This is a genomic window from Actinomycetota bacterium, assembly GCA_035536535.1.
GTDB lineage: Bacteria > Actinomycetota > JAICYB01 > JAICYB01 > JAICYB01 > DATLNZ01.
Genome location: DATLNZ010000076.1, coordinates 1 through 20799 on the forward strand (window position 1 = coordinate 1; position 20799 = coordinate 20799).

General features: G+C 67.6%; 19 protein-coding genes and 2 tRNA genes. All 21 read left to right on the forward strand.

Translation table 11 applies throughout. The features are described from left to right. The coding region (locus VNE62_04865; protein ID HVE91620.1) for a molybdopterin dinucleotide binding domain-containing protein at positions 1-1036 on the forward strand (1036 nt) is incomplete at its 5' end. Continuing rightward, positions 1037-2215 (forward strand): NADH-quinone oxidoreductase subunit NuoH, encoded by a 1179-nt coding sequence (gene nuoH / locus VNE62_04870; GenBank protein HVE91621.1) that lies wholly within the window; start codon positions 1037-1039, stop codon positions 2213-2215. It abuts the gene before it with no gap. Further along, the gene (gene nuoI / locus VNE62_04875) at positions 2212-3030 is read left to right on the forward strand and encodes an NADH-quinone oxidoreductase subunit NuoI (GenBank protein HVE91622.1); all 819 of its coding nucleotides are present in this window, start codon (positions 2212-2214) and stop codon (positions 3028-3030) included. Before nuoH ends, nuoI begins: the two co-directional genes overlap by 4 nt. After that, positions 3027-3533: an NADH-quinone oxidoreductase subunit J gene (locus VNE62_04880; GenBank protein HVE91623.1), complete on the forward strand. Its 507-nt coding sequence runs from the start codon at positions 3027-3029 to the stop codon at positions 3531-3533. Before nuoI ends, VNE62_04880 begins: the two co-directional genes overlap by 4 nt. A 443-nt stretch (positions 3534-3976) precedes the next feature. Continuing rightward, positions 3977-4291, forward strand: coding sequence for an NADH-quinone oxidoreductase subunit NuoK (nuoK, locus tag VNE62_04885; protein ID HVE91624.1), 315 nt, complete (start codon positions 3977-3979; stop codon positions 4289-4291). A 4-nt stretch (positions 4292-4295) separates the two neighbouring features. Next, the gene (gene nuoL, locus VNE62_04890; protein HVE91625.1) at positions 4296-6179 is read left to right on the forward strand and encodes an NADH-quinone oxidoreductase subunit L; all 1884 of its coding nucleotides are present in this window, start codon (positions 4296-4298) and stop codon (positions 6177-6179) included. A gap of 25 nt (positions 6180-6204) precedes the next feature. Beyond that, a complete protein-coding gene (locus VNE62_04895; GenBank protein HVE91626.1) occupies positions 6205-7701 on the forward strand; it encodes an NADH-quinone oxidoreductase subunit M in 1497 nt (498 codons plus the stop codon). Further along, positions 7698-9200, forward strand: a complete 1503-nt coding sequence (locus tag VNE62_04900) for an NADH-quinone oxidoreductase subunit N (GenBank protein ID HVE91627.1) — start codon at positions 7698-7700, stop codon at positions 9198-9200. Before VNE62_04895 ends, VNE62_04900 begins: the two co-directional genes overlap by 4 nt. 123 nt (positions 9201-9323) lie before the next feature. Further along, complete coding sequence (locus tag VNE62_04905; GenBank protein ID HVE91628.1) at positions 9324-9689, forward strand: NADH-quinone oxidoreductase subunit A; 366 nt, start codon at positions 9324-9326, stop codon at positions 9687-9689. After that, entirely contained in the window at positions 9689-10177 is a 489-nt protein-coding gene (locus VNE62_04910) for an NADH-quinone oxidoreductase subunit B family protein (protein ID HVE91629.1), read from the forward strand. The genes VNE62_04905 and VNE62_04910 overlap by 1 nt, the downstream gene beginning before the upstream one ends. 28 nt (positions 10178-10205) lie before the next feature. Beyond that, positions 10206-11246 (forward strand): complex I subunit 1 family protein, encoded by a 1041-nt coding sequence (locus tag VNE62_04915; protein ID HVE91630.1) that lies wholly within the window; start codon positions 10206-10208, stop codon positions 11244-11246. Next, entirely contained in the window at positions 11243-12289 is a 1047-nt protein-coding gene (locus VNE62_04920; GenBank protein HVE91631.1) for an NADH-quinone oxidoreductase subunit I, read from the forward strand. Before VNE62_04915 ends, VNE62_04920 begins: the two co-directional genes overlap by 4 nt. After that, a complete protein-coding gene (locus tag VNE62_04925) occupies positions 12286-12774 on the forward strand; it encodes an NADH-quinone oxidoreductase subunit J (protein ID HVE91632.1) in 489 nt (162 codons plus the stop codon). The genes VNE62_04920 and VNE62_04925 overlap by 4 nt, the downstream gene beginning before the upstream one ends. Positions 12775-12778: 4 nt before the next feature. Further along, entirely contained in the window at positions 12779-13078 is a 300-nt protein-coding gene (nuoK, locus tag VNE62_04930) for an NADH-quinone oxidoreductase subunit NuoK (protein HVE91633.1), read from the forward strand. Further along, entirely contained in the window at positions 13078-15123 is a 2046-nt protein-coding gene (nuoL, locus tag VNE62_04935; GenBank protein HVE91634.1) for an NADH-quinone oxidoreductase subunit L, read from the forward strand. Before nuoK (VNE62_04930) ends, nuoL (VNE62_04935) begins: the two co-directional genes overlap by 1 nt. Positions 15124-15134: 11 nt before the next feature. After that, positions 15135-16673 carry an NADH-quinone oxidoreductase subunit M gene (locus VNE62_04940; protein HVE91635.1) on the forward strand — a complete coding sequence of 513 codons (1539 nt, stop codon included), beginning with the start codon at positions 15135-15137 and terminating at the stop codon, positions 16671-16673. Continuing rightward, complete coding sequence (locus VNE62_04945; GenBank protein HVE91636.1) at positions 16674-18146, forward strand: NADH-quinone oxidoreductase subunit N; 1473 nt, start codon at positions 16674-16676, stop codon at positions 18144-18146. Positions 18147-18165: 19 nt separating this feature from the next. Then, positions 18166-19341: a M23 family metallopeptidase gene (locus tag VNE62_04950; protein ID HVE91637.1), complete on the forward strand. Its 1176-nt coding sequence runs from the start codon at positions 18166-18168 to the stop codon at positions 19339-19341. Between the two features lie 66 nt (positions 19342-19407). Beyond that, positions 19408-19488 (forward strand) — tRNA-Tyr (locus VNE62_04955). A 16-nt stretch (positions 19489-19504) separates the two neighbouring features. Then, positions 19505-19578, forward strand: a tRNA-Met gene (locus VNE62_04960). A gap of 46 nt (positions 19579-19624) precedes the next feature. Further along, on the forward strand, positions 19625-20799 hold a 1175-nt coding region (tuf, locus tag VNE62_04965), incomplete at its 3' end, for an elongation factor Tu (GenBank protein ID HVE91638.1).

The window sequence follows — 20799 nt, forward strand, 5'->3', positions numbered from 1 at the left end:
GGAGGCACTGGGCTCCGGCGGCACCGTGATCCTGCTTGGCCCGGCGGTGGCGGCGGACCCCGCCGCGCTTGGCGCCTGGAACGCGGTCGCGGACGCGTGTGGTGCGCGCGTCGGATGGGCACCCAGGCGCGCCGGCGAGTCCGGCGCCCTGGCCGCCGGTGCGCACCCGGAACTGCTGCCGGGGTGGCGTCCGGTCGCCGACTCGGCTTTGCGCTCGGAGGTGGAGTCGGCGTGGGGAGGTCCGGTTCCCGAGCAGCCCGGTGAGGACACAGCCGCCGTGCTGTCGCGCGCCCGCTCCGGGGGACTGGACCTGCTCTGGCTTGTCGGCGCGGACGTCCTCGGCGACGTTCCGGACGCCCGGCTGGGGGCCGAGGCGCTCGTGGGGGCCGGGTACGTTGTCGTCCAGGACGTCCAGAGCTCCGACCTGGTGGAGTTCGCGGACCTGCTCCTGCCCGCGGCGGCTTTCGCCGAGCGTGACGGCACGCTCACCGACTGGGAAGGCCGCAGGCAGCCGATCCAGGCCGGAGTGGACCCGCCCGGGTCGGCCCGTGCGGACTACGCGATCTTGTCGGAGTGCGCGCGCAGGCTCGGCCGCCCCATCGGCTGCCGGCGGCTGGGCGACGTGCAGGAGGAGCTGTCCGGGTTGCTCGACAGGCCGGCGTCGGCCGTCCCTGCGCCGGGCGTGGTGTCCATCCCCGATCCTCCGGTGACGCGCGACGGGTTCCCCCTGAGGCTTCTCACCTACCGCCTGCTCTACGATGCCGGGTCGCGCGTGCGCCGGACGGAGGAGATCGCCACGCTCACCCAGCAGCCCTATGCGGAGATGCACCCCGACGACGCGGCCATCGCCGGAGTCCAGGACGGGGCCATGGCCATCGTCACGTCCCGGCACGGGCGGCTGAGCGTGCCTGTCCGGGTGTCGGACACGGTGCGTCCGGGCGTGGTCTTCGTCCCTTACGCGCAGCCGGGTGCGCCGGCGCAGAACCTGCTGACGGTGGGGGACCGCTCTCCGGCCGTGCGGGTGGAGCCGCTGTAGATGGACGGCGCCCTGATCCTCATCGTCCTGGCGAAGACGGTCGTCGTCTTCGCGGTGATCCTCGTGCTCGTGATGCTCATCATCTGGGCCGAGCGCAAGGTGATCGCGGACATGCAGTCGCGCGTGGGCCCCAACCGCGCCGGGCCTTTCGGCCTGCTGCAGACCCTGGCCGACGGCATCAAGCTGTTCGCGAAGGAAGACATCATCCCGGACAAGGCCGATCGCCTGATCTTCACGATCGCGCCGATCCTGTCGATGGTCCCCGCCTTTCTGGCCTTCGCGGTGGTCCCTTTCGGGGACCGTCTGCACGCCGGGGGCCGGGACATCTTCTTCCAGCTGGCCGACCTCAACGTCGGAGTCCTCTTCTTCCTGGCGATGGGGTCCATGTCCGTCTACGGCATCGCGCTCGCCGGGTGGTCGTCCGGTTCCAAGTACCCGCTGCTGGGCGCAGTCCGGTCCACCGCGCAGCTGATCAGCTACGAGATCGCGATGGGGCTGGCCGTCGTCCCGGTCGTCATGTCCACGGGAGAAAACGGGCTGTCCACCCGCGCGATCGTCGCCGCCCAGCAGCCGCGTTGGTTCATCCTCGTTCAGGCACCGGCGTTTATAGCCTTCCTTCTCGCCGGCATCGCCGAGACCAACCGGGCCCCCTTCGACCTGCCGGAGGCCGAGACCGAGCTGGTGGCCGGCTACCACCTCGAGTACTCCGGCGTGAAGTTCGCCCTGTTCTTCCTGGCCGAGTACATCCACGTCGTGACGATCTCCGCCATGGCCGTGACGCTTTTCCTCGGCGGCTGGCTCGGCCCCGCTCCGGACTTCCTGCCGTGGCTGTGGCCGATGCTGTGGTTTGTGGGAAAGACGGCTCTCTTCGTGTTCCTGTTCTTCTGGCTTCGCGCCTCCCTTCCCAGGCTTCGCTACGACCAGCTGATGACGATCGGGTGGAGGTACCTGATCCCCTTCGGGATCGTGTGGATCCCGCTGAGCGCGATGGGCCAGATCCTGCCGTCACGTGACTGGTTTCTGGCCATCGTCGGCGTCCTTCTGGGCCTGCTGCTTCTGAGCGTCTTCGTCCCCGCGGACAAAGACCGTGGTGCCCCAGGAGAAGACGTGGCCTCGGAAGCCGAAGACGCGCTGCAGCCGGCGTCCACCGGCGCTTCGACCCCCGGAGGTCCGTCGTGAGCACGCGTTCGGACGTGCGGCGCCGCGCCGGCTCGATGAAGCGGCAGGACTCGTTCTCTCCGGCCGCCTCGCTGCTCGCCCTCGGCAAGGGGATGTGGCTGACCCTGAAGCACTTCCTCGTGCGGCCCTCGGTGACCGTCGCCTACCCCTACGACAAGTCCATCCCGCCCTCGCGGGCGCACGGCAGGCACATTCTCAACCGCTACGAGGGGGGCCTGGAGAAGTGCATCGGGTGCGAGCTGTGCGCGGGGGCCTGCCCGGCCGACGCCATCCTCGTGATCGGTGCGGAGAACCCCCCGGAAGCCCCCGTGTCCCCCGGGGAGCGGTACGGCGCCGTCTACCAGATCAACATGCTGCGCTGTATCTTCTGCGGCCTTTGTGTCGAGGCTTGCCCTACCGACGCCATCACGATGACCACCTTCTTCGAAATGACGGACTTCACCCGCCAGGGCCTCATCTACTCCAAGCAGGACCTGCTCACGCACCCCCCGGACCTCGAGCGCGAGCGCTTCGGGTACCGCGGCACCCCGGGGATGCTGCCCGTCGGGACCAACGAGCAGCCGGGGATGGGATCGCTGCGGGGGACGGGCGCGCAAGGCGACGTTCGTGGCGGCGGCGGATCGCCGGACACCGGGCGGCCCGAGGGCGCGGCTAAGGTGCCCGTCGTCTGGCTGCCGGGCGATATGTGGCGCGGGGCGAGCGACTCAGACGTCGCATCGGGCCCCGGGGACATGCCCGAGTCACCGTCGGCAGGTGAGGTGGACCGTCCCGACACCGGGACAGACCGGACGACCGCAGGCGGCGCCAGCACATGACCCTGTTCATCATCTTCGGCGCGCTGGCCCTCGGCTCTGCCATCGCGATGTTGATCCAGCGCAATGCCGTGCACGCCGCCCTGCTGCTCGTGGTGAACCTCGTAGCGATCGCGGTGCTGTTCCTCGCGATGGGGGCCGAGTTTCTGTTCGCCGCGCAGATCATCGTCTACGCCGGGGCGATCATGGTGCTGTTCCTGTTCGTGATCATGCTGCTGGGGGTCGAGAAGTCAGAGTCGCTGGGGGAGCCGCGGAGATTTCAGCGGCGCCAGGCGGTGATGGGCATCCTCGCCGCCACGCCACTGGTCGCCGGGCTTTTCAGCGTCATGGTGTCGCCGCGGCTGTCGTCGGCTCCCGGCGACGTCCCCCGCGACTTCGGCTCGCCGCGCGCGCTGGGGGAGATCCTGTTTCGCAACTACCTGCTGCCATTCGAGGTGACCTCGCTGCTGCTTCTGGTCGCCGCGATCGGGATCCTCATGCTCGCCAAACGGCGCTCGTCGGACTGATGAACGGCGCACCGCCTCCCCCCGAGGACCGAGAGCCCGTGCGCGACGACGCACCGGGCGGCTCCCAGTCGCCCGGCGGACCGCCTTCGCCCGATCCGACGGCCCCCGGACCTGGCACCGAGGCTCCGACGGCCCCCAGGCCCGGCACCGAGGCTACGGCGCCGGCCCCCGGACCCGGCACCGAGGCTCCGGCGCCGGCCTACCCCGGCACGAGCCCGGTGACGGAGCCGTTCCCCGGCACCCTTCCCGTGGCCGCGTCCGAGCCACTCCCCGGCACGAGCCCGGTGGCTGAAGCCTCCCCCGCGGAGGCCGCGGCCGACTACCCGGGGACGCAGCCGGTGGAGCAGTCCCCGGTATCAGCGCCGCGCCCGGTCGCCGCGGGGCGCGGGCTCGGGATCAGCGCGGCCGTCCTGGCGCTGGGGGTTCTGGTGGCTGCGGTGTGGCTGCGCGATACCCCCGTCACGACGTCGCACTACCTGCTTCTGTCCATGATGCTGTTCGTCCTGGGGGCCGCCGGCGTGCTCCTGAGGCGCAACGCACTCATCCTGTTCATGTGCGTCGAGCTGATGCTCAACGCGGTCAACATCGCCTTTGTAGCTTTCTCGCGGATGCACGGAACCATGGACGGCCAGGTGGTCGTCCTGTTCGTGATGATCGTCGCGGCAGCCGAGGTGGCGGTGGGACTGGCGATCATCGTGTCCATCTTCCGACGGCGGCTGTCGGCCAACGTCGACGACCTGTCGCTTCTGCGCTGGTGACCCGATGAGGCACATCTGGCTGATCCCGCTGATCCCGCTGGCAAGTGCACTCGTCCTGCTCGCCCTTGGCCCCCGGGTGGCAAGAGCCGCGGGATGGGTGGGGTCTGCGGCCGTGGCGGCGGCGTTCGGTGTATCGCTGATGGCGTTCGGAGACCTGCTGTCCCAGGACGAGGGCAGCCGGTCCTACGTGCTTCGTCTGTTCGAGTGGGCGTCCGTGGGCGACCTCCGGATACCGATCTCGCTCAAGTGGGACCCGCTGGCGGCGGTCATGTGCCTCACCGTGACCGGAGTGGGCTTTCTCATTCACCTGTACTCGATCGAGTACATGCGCGACGACCCCAGGTTCGCCAGGTTTTTCGCCTACCTCAACCTGTTCGTCTTCTCGATGCTGACGCTCGTCCTGGGCGAGAGCCTGATAGTGCTGTTCGCCGGGTGGGAGCTGGTCGGACTGTGCTCGTACCTGCTCATAGGGTTCTGGTTTGAGCGGCCCGCCGCGGCGACCGCCGCCAAAAAGGCGTTTTTGGTCACCCGGATCGGCGACACGGGGTTTTTGATCGGCATCTTCCTCCTGTTCGCGACCCTCGGCACCCTGGACATCACCACGATCCTGCGCGCCGTCCAGGGCCACGAGCTCGCGGCGGGGACCGCAACCGCCGTTGCGCTGCTGCTGTTCGCCGGAGCGGTCGGCAAGTCCGCCCAGCTGCCCCTGTACGTGTGGCTTCCGGACGCCATGGAGGGCCCGACCCCCGTGTCGGCGCTGATCCACGCGGCCACGATGGTCACCGCAGGCGTCTACCTCGTGGTGAGGCTCAACCCGCTGTTTTTGATGTCCCCCACGGCGATGACCGTGGTAGCCGTGATTGGCGCCGCGACGATGATCTACACGGCGCTTCTGGCGGTGGCCGAGGACGACATCAAAAGGGTCCTCGCGTACTCGACGATCAGCCAGCTGGGCTACATGTTTCTGGCCGTGGGGGTCGGTGCGTTCGGCGCGGCGATCTTCCACCTCGTGACGCACGCGTTCTTCAAGGCGCTGCTGTTCCTTGCCGCCGGCTCTGTGATGCACGGCCTGGGCGGCGAGACGATGCTGGACAGGATGGGCGCGCTGCGGCGGTCGATGCCGCGCACCTTCGCACTCACGGCGATCGGCTGGGCCGCCATCAGCGGGATCCTTCCGTTCGCGGGGTTTTTCTCCAAGGACCTGATCGTCGCCTCAGTGTGGGCGTCGCACCGGACGGCCCTGTTCGTCATTGCGATCCTCGGCGCGGGGCTGACGGCCTTCTACATGAGCAGGCTGCTGTTCCTGGCCTTCGCCGGAAAGCAGCGCTGGTCGGAGGGGACCCACGCGCACGAGTCGCCTGCGCTGATGGTGCTGCCGATGGCCGTTCTCGCCGTCCTGTCGATCGGCGGGGGGCTGCTCAACCTGCCCGAGCCGTTCCCGCGTGCCGGGATGCTGGGGCACTTTTTGGCCCCCATCGTGGGGGAGGCCGAGCACCACGAGGGGGCCGCCGCCGTGACCGCGATCCTGTGGGCAATCGCAGCCACGGGCGTGGTCGCCGCGTGGTGGACGTACTCGTCCGGGCTGGAGCGACGCACGGCGCTGCGCCGCCGGCTGGGCCCGGTGTCCACGCTGCTGCGCAACAGGTTCTTCGTGGACGAGATTTACGCCACGCTCATCGTGGCGCCCGCGCGGCTGGTGGCCGCTTTCCTCGCCTACGTCTTCGACGCGCGCGTAGTGGACGGCCTGGTCAACGGCGCCGGCGGCGCGACGTCGTGGTCCGCCGCGGTGATGCGGCGGCTGCAGTCGGGGATGGTCCGCGCGTACGCGGTGGGCGTCCTGGCCGGAGGGGCCGCCCTGGTGGTCTGGTTCGCCTGGAGGGGCGTGTGACGGTCCGCGTGCGGAGGGTGTCCCCGTGAGTGGCCGTTTCCCCTGGCTGTCGCTGACGCTGCTGCTTCCGTTCGCGGGCGCCCTGGTGGTCGCGGCGCTGCCGGCGCGGTCCGAGCGCGCCATCCGTGGAACCGCGCTGGCGTGGTCGCTGGCGGCTTTCGCGGCTTCGCTCGGCGTGCTGGCGAATTTCGTCCCGGATTCCGGCGAGATGCAGATGGTGGAGAGGCTGAGCTGGCTGCCGCGGCTGGGGGCCCAGTACCACCTGGGGGTGGACGGGATCTCACTTTTCCTCGTCCTGCTCACGACTTTCCTGTTCCCGATCTGCCTGATCGCCTCGTGGGACCAGTCCCGGCGCGTGAAGCAGTTCGCGATCGTGATCCTGGCGACCGAAGGAGCCGTCCTCGGCGTCTTTTTGGCGCTGGACCTCCTGCTGTTCTATCTGTTCTGGGAGGGCGTCCTGATCCCGATGTACCTGCTGATCGGAATCTGGGGCTACGAGCGCCGCGTCTACGCCACCGTCAAGTTCTTCCTGTTCACGCTGCTGGGTGGACTGCTGATGCTCGTGGCCGTCGCCGCCCTGCACCTGGGCGTCCTCGATGCAACCGGCATCCGGACGTTCGACTACGAGAGGCTGAGGCAGGCCGCTCCCGCTCTGGCGCTGGGGACCCAGGCGTGGCTGTTCGCCGGCTTCGCGATGTCCTTCGGCGTCAAGATCCCGCTGTTCCCCGTGCACACCTGGCTCCCGGACGCACACACGGAGGCTCCCACCGCGGGCTCGGTGATCCTGGCCGGGGTCCTTCTGAAGATGGGTGCCTACGGCTTTATCCGTTTTGCGATCCCGCTGTTCCCGGACGCCGCCGCGGCAGCCGCGCCGGTCATGATCGTCCTCGCGGTGATCGGCATTCTCTACGGAGCCGCGGTCTCCGTGGTGCAGTCCGACCTGAAGCGGCTGGTCGCATACTCGTCGGTCAGCCACATGGGTTTCATAGTCCTCGGAATGTTCGCCTTCAGTATCCAGGCGGCCCAGGGGGCCACCTTGCAGATGATCAACCACGGCCTTTCGACCGGGGCGTTGTTCCTCCTCGTCGGGATGCTGTACTCGCGCCGGCACAGCAGGGCGATTGCCGACTTCGGCGGGATCGGCGCGTCGGCCCCCGTGTTGTCGGGAGCGTTCCTCATCGCCGCCCTGGCTTCACTCGGACTGCCTGGGCTGAACGGTTTTGCAGGGGAGTTCCTCATTCTCGCCGGGACCTTCCGCGTCAACCGGCTCGCGGCGATCCTGGGGACCGGTGGCGTCGTGCTCGCGGCCCTGTACCTGCTGTGGGCCTACCAGAGGGTGTTTCACGGTCCGCCGGTGCGTGAGGAGAACCGGGTCATGAAGGACCTGTCCGGGCGTGAGCGCCTGGCGGTCTACCCGATCCTGGCCCTCATCGTTCTGATCGGCGTGTGGCCGCAGCCGTTTTTGTCCCGGATGGAAGCCTCGGTCACGCGCGCCTACGCCTCTGTGATGGACAGGCGATGAGCGGCGCCGAGAACCTCAACATCCTGCTGCCCGAGGTTGTCCTGGTCGGGACGGCTCTGCTGCTGCTCGTGCTCGACGGCCTGCGCCCCGAAAGCCGGGGTGCCCACTTCGCCTTCGTGACGATCGTTGCCCTCGGCGTAGCGGGATGGCTGTCCTGGACGCAGTGGGACCAGGACGCCGTGTCCGGCCTCGGGGGCATGGTGGTCGCGGACCGCTTCGGGGTTTTCGTCCGGTGGATCATCCTGCTGGCGGCCGGACTGGCCACCCTCACCGCGCACGGGCACCTCAAGCCCCGGGGGCTGGACCGCGCCGAGTTCTACGCGCTCGTCCTGCTGTCGACTTCGGGGATGACGATGCTGTCGGTCGCCTCGGACCTCGTGATGGTCTTTTTGTCGATCGAACTGCTGTCCCTGGCTCTGTACGTGCTCGCCGGCTTCGACCGATCGCGCCTGGAGGCGCAGGAGGCGGCGATGAAGTACTTCCTGCTGGGCGCGTTCGCGTCGGCCTTTTTGCTGTACGGCATCGCCTACGTGTTCGGGGCCTCGGGGACGACCAACCTGCTGCGGCTCAACGGGATCGTCGCCTCGTCCGGCATCGAGGACTTCCGTCTCATGGGGGTGGCCGTGGGGCTGCTGGCCGTGGGATTTGGGTTCAAGGCCGCCATGGTCCCGTTCCACATGTGGACGCCCGACGCCTACCAGGGGGCGCCCACGCCGGTGACGGCGTTTATGGCGGGCGGGACGAAAGCCGCCGCCTTTGCGGCGCTGATCCGGACGCTGCTCGGAGCCATGGAAGGCCTGCGCTGGGACTGGAGGCCGCCGTTGATAGCCCTGGCGCTGCTGACGATCATCTTCGCCTCCATCGTGGCGGTGGCCCAGACCGACCTCAAGCGCATGCTGGCCTACTCGTCGATCGCCCACGCGGGGTTCATCGCCATCGGCATAGTCGCCGCCAGCCGGACCGGCATCGCCGCCGTCCTGCTGTACCTGCTCGTGTACACGGCGATGACCATCGGCGCGTTCGCCTGCATCATGCTGTTCCGCGACGGGGGCGGGGAGCGCACCCACCTCGCCCAGCTCGCCGGCCTCGGCTCCCGGAGGCCGGGTGCCGCGGCGCTGTTCGCGCTGTTTTTGTTCTCGCTGGCGGGGATCCCCCCGACGGGGGGCTTTTTCGCCAAGTTCCACGTGTTCCTGGCCGCGGTCAAGGCGGGCTACGCCTGGCTGGCGGTCGTCGCGGTGGTGGCCAGTGTCGTGGCGGCCTTCTTCTACGTCCGGGTCGCCGTGGTGATGTTCATGCAGGACCCCGCCGACGACGACGAGCAGACGGGGCTGGACCGATCCCGCGGCCTCCGCGCCGCTCTGGCGATCTGTGTGGCCATCGTGCTGGCCACGGGGGTGAAGCCCGACGTGTTCCTGAACGTGGCCGAGAGGGCGGTGCGGTTCGCGGCCACCACGCCGGCCGCCGATCAGCCGCTCCAGGGCCCCCGCGTCGCGCCTTAGGCCCAGGCTCCCAACGGGCCCGGGGGGCCGCTCCGGGCGTCATGCCCGAGTGCGCTACGATCCCTGCTCCAGGGCCGCAATATAATTGGGAATCCATTCACAAGCTTCGGCGCGGGAGAGGCTGTGACCGACTACTACGTCAGCTACGGGGTGGTGGGACTGCTCTCCGTGCTGGGCGTGCTGTTCGTGGGCGGGACCTTTTTGCTGTGGCGGGTCCTGCGCCCCTCCAACCCCACCCGCGAAAAGCTGCTCCCCTACGAGTGCGGCATCGACGCCATCGGCCAGACGTGGACCCAGCCCAATGTCCGGTACTACGTATTCGCCTTTTTGTTCGCGATCTTCGACGTCGAATCGGTCTTTTTGTTCCCGTGGGCCTTGGTGTACGAAAGACTCGGTCTGTTCGCGGTGGTGGAGATGATCCTGTTCATCGCGATCCTGGCCCTCGGCCTGATCTACGCCTGGCGCCGGCGCGTCCTGGAGTGGACCTGATGGGGCGCCGCTCACTTTTGGAGACCATCGAGCTGCCGAAGCCGATCGTCTACACGCTCAACTGGGGACGCAAGTACTCCCTGTGGACCCTTCAGTTCGGACTCGCCTGCTGCGCGATCGAGATGGCGGCGGGCATGATGCCCCGCCACGACGTCATGCGCTTCGGTGTGATTCCGTTTCCCGCCTCGCCCCGGCAGGCCGACGTGATGATCGTGGCCGGCACGTGCGTGGACAAGATGATCCCTCCGATCATCCGGATCTACGAGCAGATGCCGGACCCCAAGTACGTCATCAGCTACGGGTCCTGCTCCAACTCGGGCGGGCCTTATTGGGACTCCTACTCCGTCGCCAAGGGCATCGACCAGTACATCCCGTGCGACGTCTACGTGCCCGGGTGCCCGCCGCGGCCGGAAGCCCTCCTGGACGGGATCATGAAGCTCCAGGAGAAGATCCAGCACGAGTCCCTGCGGGAGAAGTGGGGGGCTTGACCGCCCCGGCGGAGGCGGTCCGGTTCGTATGAGCCTGCTCTCGGCAGCAGATCCGTCCGGGCTGCTCGCGGCCCCCCTTCTCGACCAGCCCTGGGTCCAGGCCCCCCTGCGGGCGGCCGTGATCATCCTGGGCGTGCCCGTGCTGCTGCTGCCGCTGGTCTACGCCTTTTTGAAGATCCACTCGCACATCATGTCCCGCGTGGGACCGATGTACGCCGGCCGGTTCCACGGCATCGGACAGCCCATCGCCGACTTCCTGAAGTTCATCCAGAAAGAGGACATCATCCCCGCGCGGGCGGACCGCAAGGTGTTCGCCCTGGCGCCGTTCGTCGTCCTGATCCCGGCCATCCTCCTGTTCGCCGTCATCCCCGTGATCCCGGGCGTGGTCGCCGCCGACACCGAGCTCGGCCTGTTCTACGTGCTGGCCATCTCCGGCATCGGCGCCATCGGGGTGGTCATGGCGGCCGCGTCTTCGGCGAGCAAGTTCACGCTCGTCGGAGGCCTGCGGGCGGTGGGGCAGATCATCGCCTACGAGCTTCCCGTCGTCTTCGGTGCCGCGGCGATCGCGATGCTCGCAGGGTCGATGTCCCTGACGGGCATCGTCCAGGCCCAGGACCTGCCGTTTGTGATCAACCCGTTCGGACTGGTGGCGATGTTCATCTATCTGTCCGCGTCCCTGGCCGAGGTGATGTGGGCCCCCTTCGACATGCCGATGGCCGAGTCGGAGATCATCACCGGCCCGTTCACGGAGTACTCAGGGATGCGCTTTTTGTTCTTCTTCTTCGCGGAGTTCGCGCACGTGCTGGCCCTGGCCGCGATCGGCACGATCCTGTTTCTCGGCGGGTGGCGGGGGCCGGGGGCTAGCCTCGTCCCGCAGAACCTGGAGTGGGCCGTCGGGCTGTTCTGGTTCGTCGCCAAGCTGTCGTTTTTGTGCTTTCTGTTCATCTGGATTCGCTTCACGCTGCCCCGGCTGCGTGAGGACCAGCTGCAGAAGTTCGCTTGGAAGTTCCTCATCCCGCTAGGGTTGGTCAACGTCATGGGCGTCTCCCTCTACAAGGTGCTCACATGAGCATGACCAGGCCCGGCCTGGATCCCGCCGCGATCCAGGAGGTGGAGCGAAAGCAGGGGCGCCCCCGCTTCCGGCTGCCGGCCATCGGCCTCCTAGAAGCGATGAAGGTCACCCTGCGGGCCATGCTCACGCGGGCGGTGACGGTCCACTACCCCGAAGAGCGCATGGAGCTGCCTCCTCGGTCGCGGGGCGTCATCGCGCTGCTCGAGGAGAACTGCACCGTCTGCATGCTGTGCTCCAAGGACTGCCCGTGCTGGTGCATCTACATCGAGGGACACAAGGAGCCCAAGCCGGGCAAGCGCAAGCCGGTCAACGCACTGGACCGGTTCGCAATCGACTTCGGCCTGTGCATGTACTGCGGAATCTGTGTGGAGGTGTGCCCGTTCGATGCGCTGCACTGGTCGCCGGCCTTTGAGTACACCGGCTACACCTACGAGTCGCTGGTCCACGAGATGCCCGTCCTGACCCAGTGGCAGCACCACGTCCTTCCTCCGCCACCGTTGGTGGACGACGCCGACGAGGCCGCGCGAAAGGCGGCCGACGTCGCCAACGCCAAGCGCACGGAGGGCATCTGGGCCGTCATCCGCGAGCAGGACAAAAAGGACGCCTACCTGCGAGCGCAGGCTGCCTCGACGCAGGCGCCGGCGCCCGTGGCCCCGGTTGCCCCGGCCCAGGCCGCTGCCGCTGGCGCCGCGGCACCGGTCGTGCCGCCCTCGCAGAGGGAGTCGTCGGACACGCTGCCCGAGGAGGCTCCGGCCTCCGCCGCGGCCCAAGCGGCGGGGTCACCCGTTCCCGCGCCCTCGGACGTCGCCTCGCCCCAGGCCCCGGCCCCCTCGCCCACGGCAACCGACGCGGTGGCCGTTGGAGCAGCCGACCTCGGCGGCGTACCGCGCATCGACCCGACGAACCTGCCCCCCGGTATCGGACCGGTCGAGCGCGGCAGGCTCAAAAAGCTCGCCGAGCTGCAGAAGCGCGGGACGGCTCCGCCCCAGGACCTGCTCGACAACCTCAAGCCGCTGCTGGACCAGATGGGGTCCGCGTGACCGCCCACGCCGTCATCTTCGGGATCCTGGGCGTCATCACGGCCGTGTTCACCGTCGGCGTCGTGGCTGCGCGCCGTGTCCTTCATGCGGCCCTGGCTCTTGCAGGCGCGCTTCTCGGGACGGCCGGCATCTTCGTGTTCCTCGGATCGGAGTTCGTGGGTCTGGTCCAAATCCTGGTGTACGTGGGGGCCGTCGTCGTGCTGTTCCTGTTCGGGATCATGCTCACTGCCTCGGGGACGGCGCAGCCGAAGCCGGACAACAACCAGCGCCTGCTGGCCGCGGGCGTGGCGTTCGGGGTCTTCGGAGTGCTGGCCACCGGCATACTCGCCTCCATCGGACGCAGGCCCCTGGCGCTGGACGCGGCCGTTTCCACGGAGCAGCTCGGTCAGGACCTGTTCACGACCTGGATCCTGCCCTTCGAGGCCGTCTCCGTGCTGCTGCTCGCGGCGCTCGTTGGCGCGATCGTCCTGGCGAGAAGGGACTGAGGTCGTGCTGTTAGCCGCTCCGCTGCTCCTAGGCGCGTTCATGTTCTCGGCCGGCGTCTACGGAGTGCTCGCCCGGCGCAACGGCGTGATGCTGCTGATGTCCATCGAACTGATGGTCAACGCCGCGAACATCAACCTGATCGCCTTCTCGCAATACCTGGACAACCGCATCGGCAACGTCGTGGCACTGTTCGTCGTCGCCGTCACGGCGGCCGAGGTCGGCATAGGCCTCGCGATCGTCATGATGCTGTATCGCCAGCGGTCCACCGTCTCCGTGGACGACCTCCAAATCATGAAGTGGTGATGAAAGAGACCGCGGCGCACCTGGCGCACACCTTCCGGGACATGGCCTGGCTCATCCCGCTGCTGCCGTTCACCGCTTTCGCCCTGATCCTGGCCTTCGGCCGGCGGACGCCGGGCCGGGGCGCTCCGATCGGGATAGCCGCCGTCTCCGCCGCGCTGGCGCTGGGCCTCGGATCGTTTTACGAGGCCATCACGACCCACGGTGTCGTCGAGCGCAGCGTGCAGTGGTTCTCATTCGGCGACGTGCATCTCGAGCTCGGGATAAGAGTCGACTCGCTGGCCTCGATGATGTTCGTCGTCGTCTGCCTGGTGTCTCTGCTCGTGCAGGTGTACTCGCTCGGCTACATGCACGGTGACCGCCGGTACACGTGGTACTACGCGGCGCTGAACCTGTTCACGGGTTCGATGCTGACGCTGGTGATCGCCAACAACACCGTCCAGATGCTGGTCGGCTGGGAGCTGGTGGGCATCTGCTCGTACTTTTTGATCGGGCACTGGTTTGAGGAGAAGGAGAACTCCAGCGCGGCGATCAAGGCCTTTATCACCACCAGGACGGGCGACCTGGGGTTCACGATCGGCATCCTGGTGCTCTTCATAGGGGCCGGCACGTTCAACATAGGCGAGCTCCAGGAGCTGGTCTCCCACCACAAGGTCTCCTCCGCGGTCGTTACCGCTGGGACCCTTCTCCTGTTTTGCGGGGCGGTCGGGAAGTCGGCCCAGTTCCCGCTGCACGTCTGGCTGCCGGACGCCATGGCCGGTCCGACACCAGTCTCGGCGCTGATCCACGCGGCGACCATGGTGACCGCGGGCGTCTACATGATCGCCCGCATCTTTGAGGTCTTCTCGGCCTCCGAGCAGACGATGGAGGTCATCGCGGTCATAGCGTCCATCACGATGGTCGGGGCGGCCCTGCTTGCGGTTGTCCAGCGCGACATCAAGAAGGTCCTGGCGTATTCCACCGTGAGCCAGCTGGGCTACATGATGGCCGGGCTGGCGATCGGGGCGGCGACGGCCGGGGTCTTCCACCTCTGGACCCACGCATTCTTCAAGGCGCTGCTGTTTTTGGGCGCGGGCAGCGTCATCCACGCGGTCCACTCAAACGACATGTTCGATATGGGCGGGCTTCGCAAGTTCATGCCCATAACCACGGCCACGTTCCTGATCGGGTCGGCGGCCCTGGCCGGCATCCCGCCTCTGGCCGGGTTCTGGTCCAAGGACGAGATCCTGGCCGCCGCCTTCGAGACCCACCACTACGTCGTGTTCGCCTGCGGACTTCTCACCGCGTTCCTGACGGCCTTTTACATGGGACGCACCTGCGCCCTGACCTTCTTCGGTCGCTACCGCAGGATGCCCGTGGCCGGGGGAGCGACCGACCACCCGCCCGGAGCCGACAAGGCCCACGGCACGGCCGCGCACGGGGGCCACGAGCCCCACGGACTTCCCCACGAGTCCCCGCCGTCGATGGCATGGCCGCTGATCATCCTGGGGGTCCTGAGCGTGGTCGGCGGCTGGGTTGGCATCCCGTTCGCCGGCAACTTCTTCGCCGACTGGATCCACTTCGAGCACGCCCATCACGGCGAGTTCGTGCCTTGGGTCGCGCTGGTCTCAGTCGCCCTGGCTGTGTCCGGCATCGCCCTCGGACTGCGGATGTACACCCGGGCGAACTTCGGCCTGAGCATCGTGGACCCGCTTGAGCGCCTCGGACCCCTGTACCGCGCGGCCGAACGCCGGTTCTACATAGACGAGTTCTATCTCAAGGCGATCGTGAGGCCGGTCCAGTACGGACTTTCCCGATTCGTGTACCGGCGCTTGGACCAGGGGGTCATCGACAAGGTGGTCAACGCCGCGGGAGCCGGGACGGTCCTGGCCGGCCGCGCGACCCGGGCCGTGGACGAAGCCGGAGTGGACGGCGTCGTCAACGGGCTCGCTGCCCTGACCAGCCGGTTCGGCTCCCGTCTGCGCCTGGGCCAGTCGGGTAACGTCCAGCGGTACGCGGCGGCCCTGTTTGTCGGGCTCATCGTGCTTTCGGCGGTTCTGTTCCGTTAGAAGGGGGTGTGATGTTCCTGCAGGACTGGGGGGTGACGGCGGCGGTTTTCGTGCCGCTGCTGGGAGCCGCCGTGCTGACCGCGCTGCCGCGCGCAAAGGAAAGTCTCGTCAAGGTGCTGGCGGGGCTGTTCACCCTGGTGCCCCTGCTGATCGTGGTCGGGATCGCCCTCGGGTTCGACTACTCCGACACGGCGCGGATGCAGTTCGAGGTGGACGCGAGCTGGATCCCGTCGATCAACGCCCGGTACCACGTCGGGCTCAATGGCTTGTCCCTGACGCTTTTCGTCCTCACCTACTTCACGACCTTCCTGTGCATCCTGTACTCGTACAAGTGGCTTCCTGAGCCGCGCAACGCGCGCGGCTTCTTTGCTCTGATCCTGCTGTTGACGACCGGCATGGCGGGATCGTTCGTCGCGCTGGACCTGGTTCTGTTCTTCATCTTCTGGGAGCTGGTCCTGGTGCCGATGTACTTCCTGATCGCGATCTGGGGCGGACCGCGCCGCGAGTACGCCGCCATCAAGTTCTTCCTGTACACGCTGTTCGGCTCGATCTTCATGCTGCTCGGGTTCATAGCCCTGTACCTGAGGTCCGACGTCGGCGGCTCGCACACCTTCGACATGCTGAAACTGGCCGAGCTCGGTCGAAACGGGGCCTTCGGCTCCCTGTTCGGGATCGTGGTGTTCGGCGGGCTATTCCTCGGCTTCGCGATCAAGGTGCCGATGTGGCCGTTCCACACCTGGCTCCCGGACGCCCACACGGAGGCCCCCACCGTCGGCTCAGTCATCCTGGCCGCCATCCTGCTGAAGATGGGGACCTACGCGTTCGTCCGCATCGCCCTGCCGATCCTTCCGGACGCCGCCGTCGCGTGGGCCCCCTGGATCGGACTTCTCTCAGCCATCGCGATCATCTACGCCGCGCTGGCTTGCCTGGCCCAGACGGACATGAAACGCCTCATCGCCTTCTCGTCGGTCGGCCACATGGGGTTCGTGATGCTCGGCATCTCCAGCCTCACCGACCGCGGGATCAACGGCGCGATCATGGCGATGGTTGTCCACGGCCTGATCACCGGGATGCTGTTTTTCGTTGCCGGCTCGGTCCACGAGCGTTTCCACACCCGGGACATCCCGCGGCTCGGCGGCATGATGCTGCTGACGCCCTGGCTGGGCGGAGTGCTCACCTACTCGTCAATCGCGTCGCTCGGACTGCCGGGACTGGCCGGCTTCTGGGGAGAGTTCCTGTCGCTGCTGGGTTCGTACAACCCGGCCGAGGTCCTGTCGGACCTGACGACGTACTACCGCGTGCTGACCGCTCTTGGTGTGATCGGGACGCTGCTCACTGCGGGGTACTTTCTGTGGCTGCTGCAGCGCGTGAACCTCGGCAACATCAAGGACGAGTGGAAGGGCCACAGCTTCCAGGACGTGACACCGCTGGAGTGGGCTTCGTGGGTCCCCCTTCTGGTGCTGATCCTGGTGGTCGGCGTCTACCCGCACCTTCTGCTCGGTGTCACGGGGGACGCTGTCGCCGACGTGGCGAGGCTGTTCAACCCGTAGATGACGCCTTCGATCGATTACGCGGCGGCGGCCCCGGAGATCATCGTCTCCGCGGGGCTGTGCCTGGTCCTTGTGGTGGACCTGGTGCTGCGGGGCCAGGCCAGGGTCATGGCCGGATGGCTGTCGCTGTCCACCCTTGCGGCGGCCGCGGTCGCGCTGGGGACCTTCGCCGCGTCGGGGGCCGCTCCGGTGGAGACGCTCGGAGGGCTGTTCGTCCAGGACGGCTTTTCCGTCGTGTTCAAAGCGCTGATGCTCGGATCCGCGGCGGTCGTCGTCCTGCTTTCGCTGCCTCCGCTGCGCGGACACCGCTACGAGGGCGAGTACTACTTCCTGCTGCTCTCTTCGGTGCTCGGGACGATGCTCATGGCCTCGAGCCGCGAACTGCTGATGCTGTTCATCTCCCTGGAGCTGGTATCGGCCCCTGCCTTCATCATTGCCGGACTGCGCAAGCGCAATCCGCGCTCCAACGAGGCTGCACTGAAGTTCTTCCTCATAGGAGTCCTGTCGGCGGCGATCCTCGTGTACGGGATCTCGCTGGTGTACGGATTCACCGGGACCACGCGTCTGGCCGATATCGCCGACATCGCCAGGGACCCCGAGCCGCTCCTGATGACGGCGATCGTGTTCATCATCGCGGCGTTCGGGTTCAAGATCTCGGCCGTCCCGTTCCACTTCTGGGCCCCCGACACCTACGAGGGGTCGCCCACGCCGCTGGCGGCGTTCCTGTCCGTTTCGTCCAAGGCCGCGGGTTTTGTCGGGCTTCTGCTGATTTTGATGCGGGGGTTCCCCAACCTGTCGGAGTTCTGGGGGCCGATCGTGGCTGTGATCGCGATCGCCACGATGACCGTCGGCAACCTCCTGGCGCTCAAGCAGCGCCACATCGTGCGTCTGCGGTCCTACTCGTCCATCGCGCAGGCGGGATACATGCTCATCCCGCTGGCGTTGATCCGGCCGTTCACGAGCGACGCCAACCGCGCCGTCAACGCGGCAAACCTGCGGGCGCTGGCCCTCTACCTGCTGATATACGCCGTGATGAACCTCGGTGCGTTCGCGGTCGTCATCGGGCTTTCCAGGCAGCACCCGGCTCTTCTGCTCAGGGACCTGGCCGGACTGGGACGGCGGGCGCCGTTCCACGCGGCGTCACTGGCCATATTCGTTCTGTCGCTCGGAGGCATACCTCCGTTCGCCGGGCTGTGGGCGAAATTCTTCGTTTTCCTCGCCGCGGTCAACGCGGGGTCTACGATGGGACTCGTCCTGGCGGCCGCCATGGTGGTGAACAGCGTGATCTCGCTGTACTACTACGTGGGGATCGTCCGAACCATGTGGCTGGACGCTCCAGAGGAAGCCGGGGCGCTGCGGTTTCCGAGGGCTGTGTCTCTTGCGGGAGCCGCGTGCCTGGCGGGCGTCGTGTTCATCGGGGTGTATCCCCAGTTGCTCGTGAAGGTCGCGCAGGCTGTAGAGCTTGCGTTCTAGCAGAGGGACCAACGGGTCTATGAGGACGACCAGATTGCACAGGCTCGCCCCCGCCTTGGCGTACCTGCTCGTCGCCGCCCTGGCAGGCCTGTCCACGACGGCCTCGGCGCAGATTCCACCGATCGGCTCGACTCCGACCCCGGCGCCCACGCCGGCTCCCACCCCACGGCCGACCGCCGCACCGACTCCCGACCCGACGCCTCGCCCGACCACGACTCCCGGCCTCCAGCCACCCCTTCCGGGCGATACGCCACAGCCGACCCAGTCGCCGCCGTTCCAGGACCCTTACTACGGCTTCGAGCCCGAGGACCCTGGTCCCGGCGGAACGCCGGCCTCCGCCATCCCGCCGGGCTTCAAGATCCCCGTCTTCCCGAGGACCCCCGCGCGCAACACGATCAAGCTCGTGGCGATGCTCGAAAAGGCCACCTCCATCGGTCTGACGCTGGAGGAGGCGCTGCTCCAGGGAATGGGTCGTTTCCCCGTCGCGGGTCTGTCCTACTGGTCCGACGACTGGGCGAACCCGCGCTTCACGCCCGTGTTCCACCTGCACGAGGGACTGGACATCTTCGCGGACTTCGGCACGCCCGTCCGTTCGCCGGACCGGGGGGTCGTGACCAGGGTGACCGACGGCAAGGTCGGAGGGCTCGCCGTCTGGACCCGCGGTAGCGACGGGACGTCGTACTACTTCGCGCACCTCCAGGAGGTCGCCGAAGGAATCGAAGCCGGCACCCCCGTCCAGATTGGCACCGTGCTGGGCACGGTGGGTGACTCCGGCAATGCCCGGGGCGGGGCGCCGCATCTCCACTTCGAGATGCACCGGCCGGATCCGATCCCCCCGAAGCCGTTTGTGGACGCGTGGCTCGCGGAGGCCGAGGCGGGGGCCGAGCAGTGGGTGCGCAGCAAGGTGAGCCGGATCCTGGACACCCGCCAGTTCCTGCGCAGCGAAAGCGTCCATGCCGGACTCCTGGACGTGGACACGGGGGTCCCCGGAGCGACCCCCGAGTACTCGATGCTCCTCACGCTGCTTGACCCGGTCGGGGGCTCGGTCGGACTTCTCCCGCGCATCCCGCTGATCCCGTCCGTGCGGCGGCCGCCGTCCAAGCAGCTGATGGCCGAGTTCGTCCGGCTCCACGTCGAAGGCGGGATCCTGTCCTCGCTGACGGCCGGGCCCCCCGCCGACACCCACGGCGACTGACGCCGGCTCCCGGCTTGGGCCTTTGTTCGGCCGTAGTATCGTCTAGGGCGCCCGGAGGAAGTCTTCGGGGGGATACCCGAGTGGCCAAAGGGGCCTGGCTGTAAACCAGGTGCTTGCGCTTCGCAGGTTCAAATCCTGCTCCCCCCACCGTTGCTCCGGGTGCGGCGGCGTAGCTCAGTTGGTAAGAGCGCCCGGCTCATAATCGGGAGGTCGGCGGTTCGAGTCCGCCCGCCGCTACGACCGCGGGAGGAACGCCCGCGGCGGCACGACCAGGAGAGACGAGATGGCCAAGCAGAAGTTCGAGCGCACCAAGCCCCACGTCAACATCGGCACGATCGGCCACATCGACCACGGCAAGACCACCTTGACCGCGGCCATCACGGCCGTGCTGGCCAAGCACAAGCCGTCGGACGTCAACAAGGCCTTCGCCTTCGACCAGATCGACAAGGCCCCCGAGGAAAAGGCCCGCGGCATCACGATCGCCATCGCCCACGTCGAATACGAGTCCGACGCCCGCCACTACGCCCACGTCGACTGCCCGGGCCACGTCGACTACATCAAGAACATGATCACCGGAGCCGCCCAGATGGACGGAGCCATCCTGGTGGTCGCAGCCACCGACGGCCCCATGCCCCAGACCAAAGAGCACGTGCTTTTGGCCCGCCAGGTCGGGGTGCCCTACATCGTGGTCTTTTTGAACAAGTGCGACATGGTCGATGACCCCGAGATCCTTGACCTGGTGGAGCTTGAGGTCCGGGAGCTGCTTTCCTCCTATGAGTTTCCCGGAGACGACTCCCCGGTGATCCGCGGCTCGGCCCTCAAGGCCCTGGAGGGCGACCCGGAGTGGGAGCCCAAGATCCTTGAGCTCATCGCCGCCTGCGACGAGGCCATCCCGGAGCCGGTCCGCGACGTCGAGCGGGCCTTTTTGATGGCCGTGGAGGACGTGTTCACGATCACCGGCCGAGGCACCGTTGCCACCGGACGCGTCGAGCGCGGGATCATCAACCCCGGAGACGAAGTGGAGATCGTGGGACTTGGCCACCAGAAAAAGACCGTGGCCACCTCCCTTGAGATGTTCCGCAAGATCCTGGACAACGCCCAGGCCGGAGACAACGTGGGCCTGCTTTTGCGAGGAGTCGACCGCGCCGAGATCGAGCGCGGCCAGGTCATCGCCAAGCCGAACACCATCACCCCCCACACCAACTTCTCCGCTCAGGTGTACGTGCTGTCCAAAGACGAAGGAGGCCGCCACACGGCTTTCTTCCCCAACTACCGCCCGCAGTTTTACTTCCGCACCACCGACGTGACCGGCTCCATCACCCTGCAGGAGGGAGTGGAGATGGTCATGCCCGGAGACAACACCGAGATGGACGTGGAGCTGATCACCCCCATCGCCATGGAGGAGGGCCAGCGCTTCGCCATCCGTGAAGGCGGCCGCACCGTGGGTGCGGGCCGAGT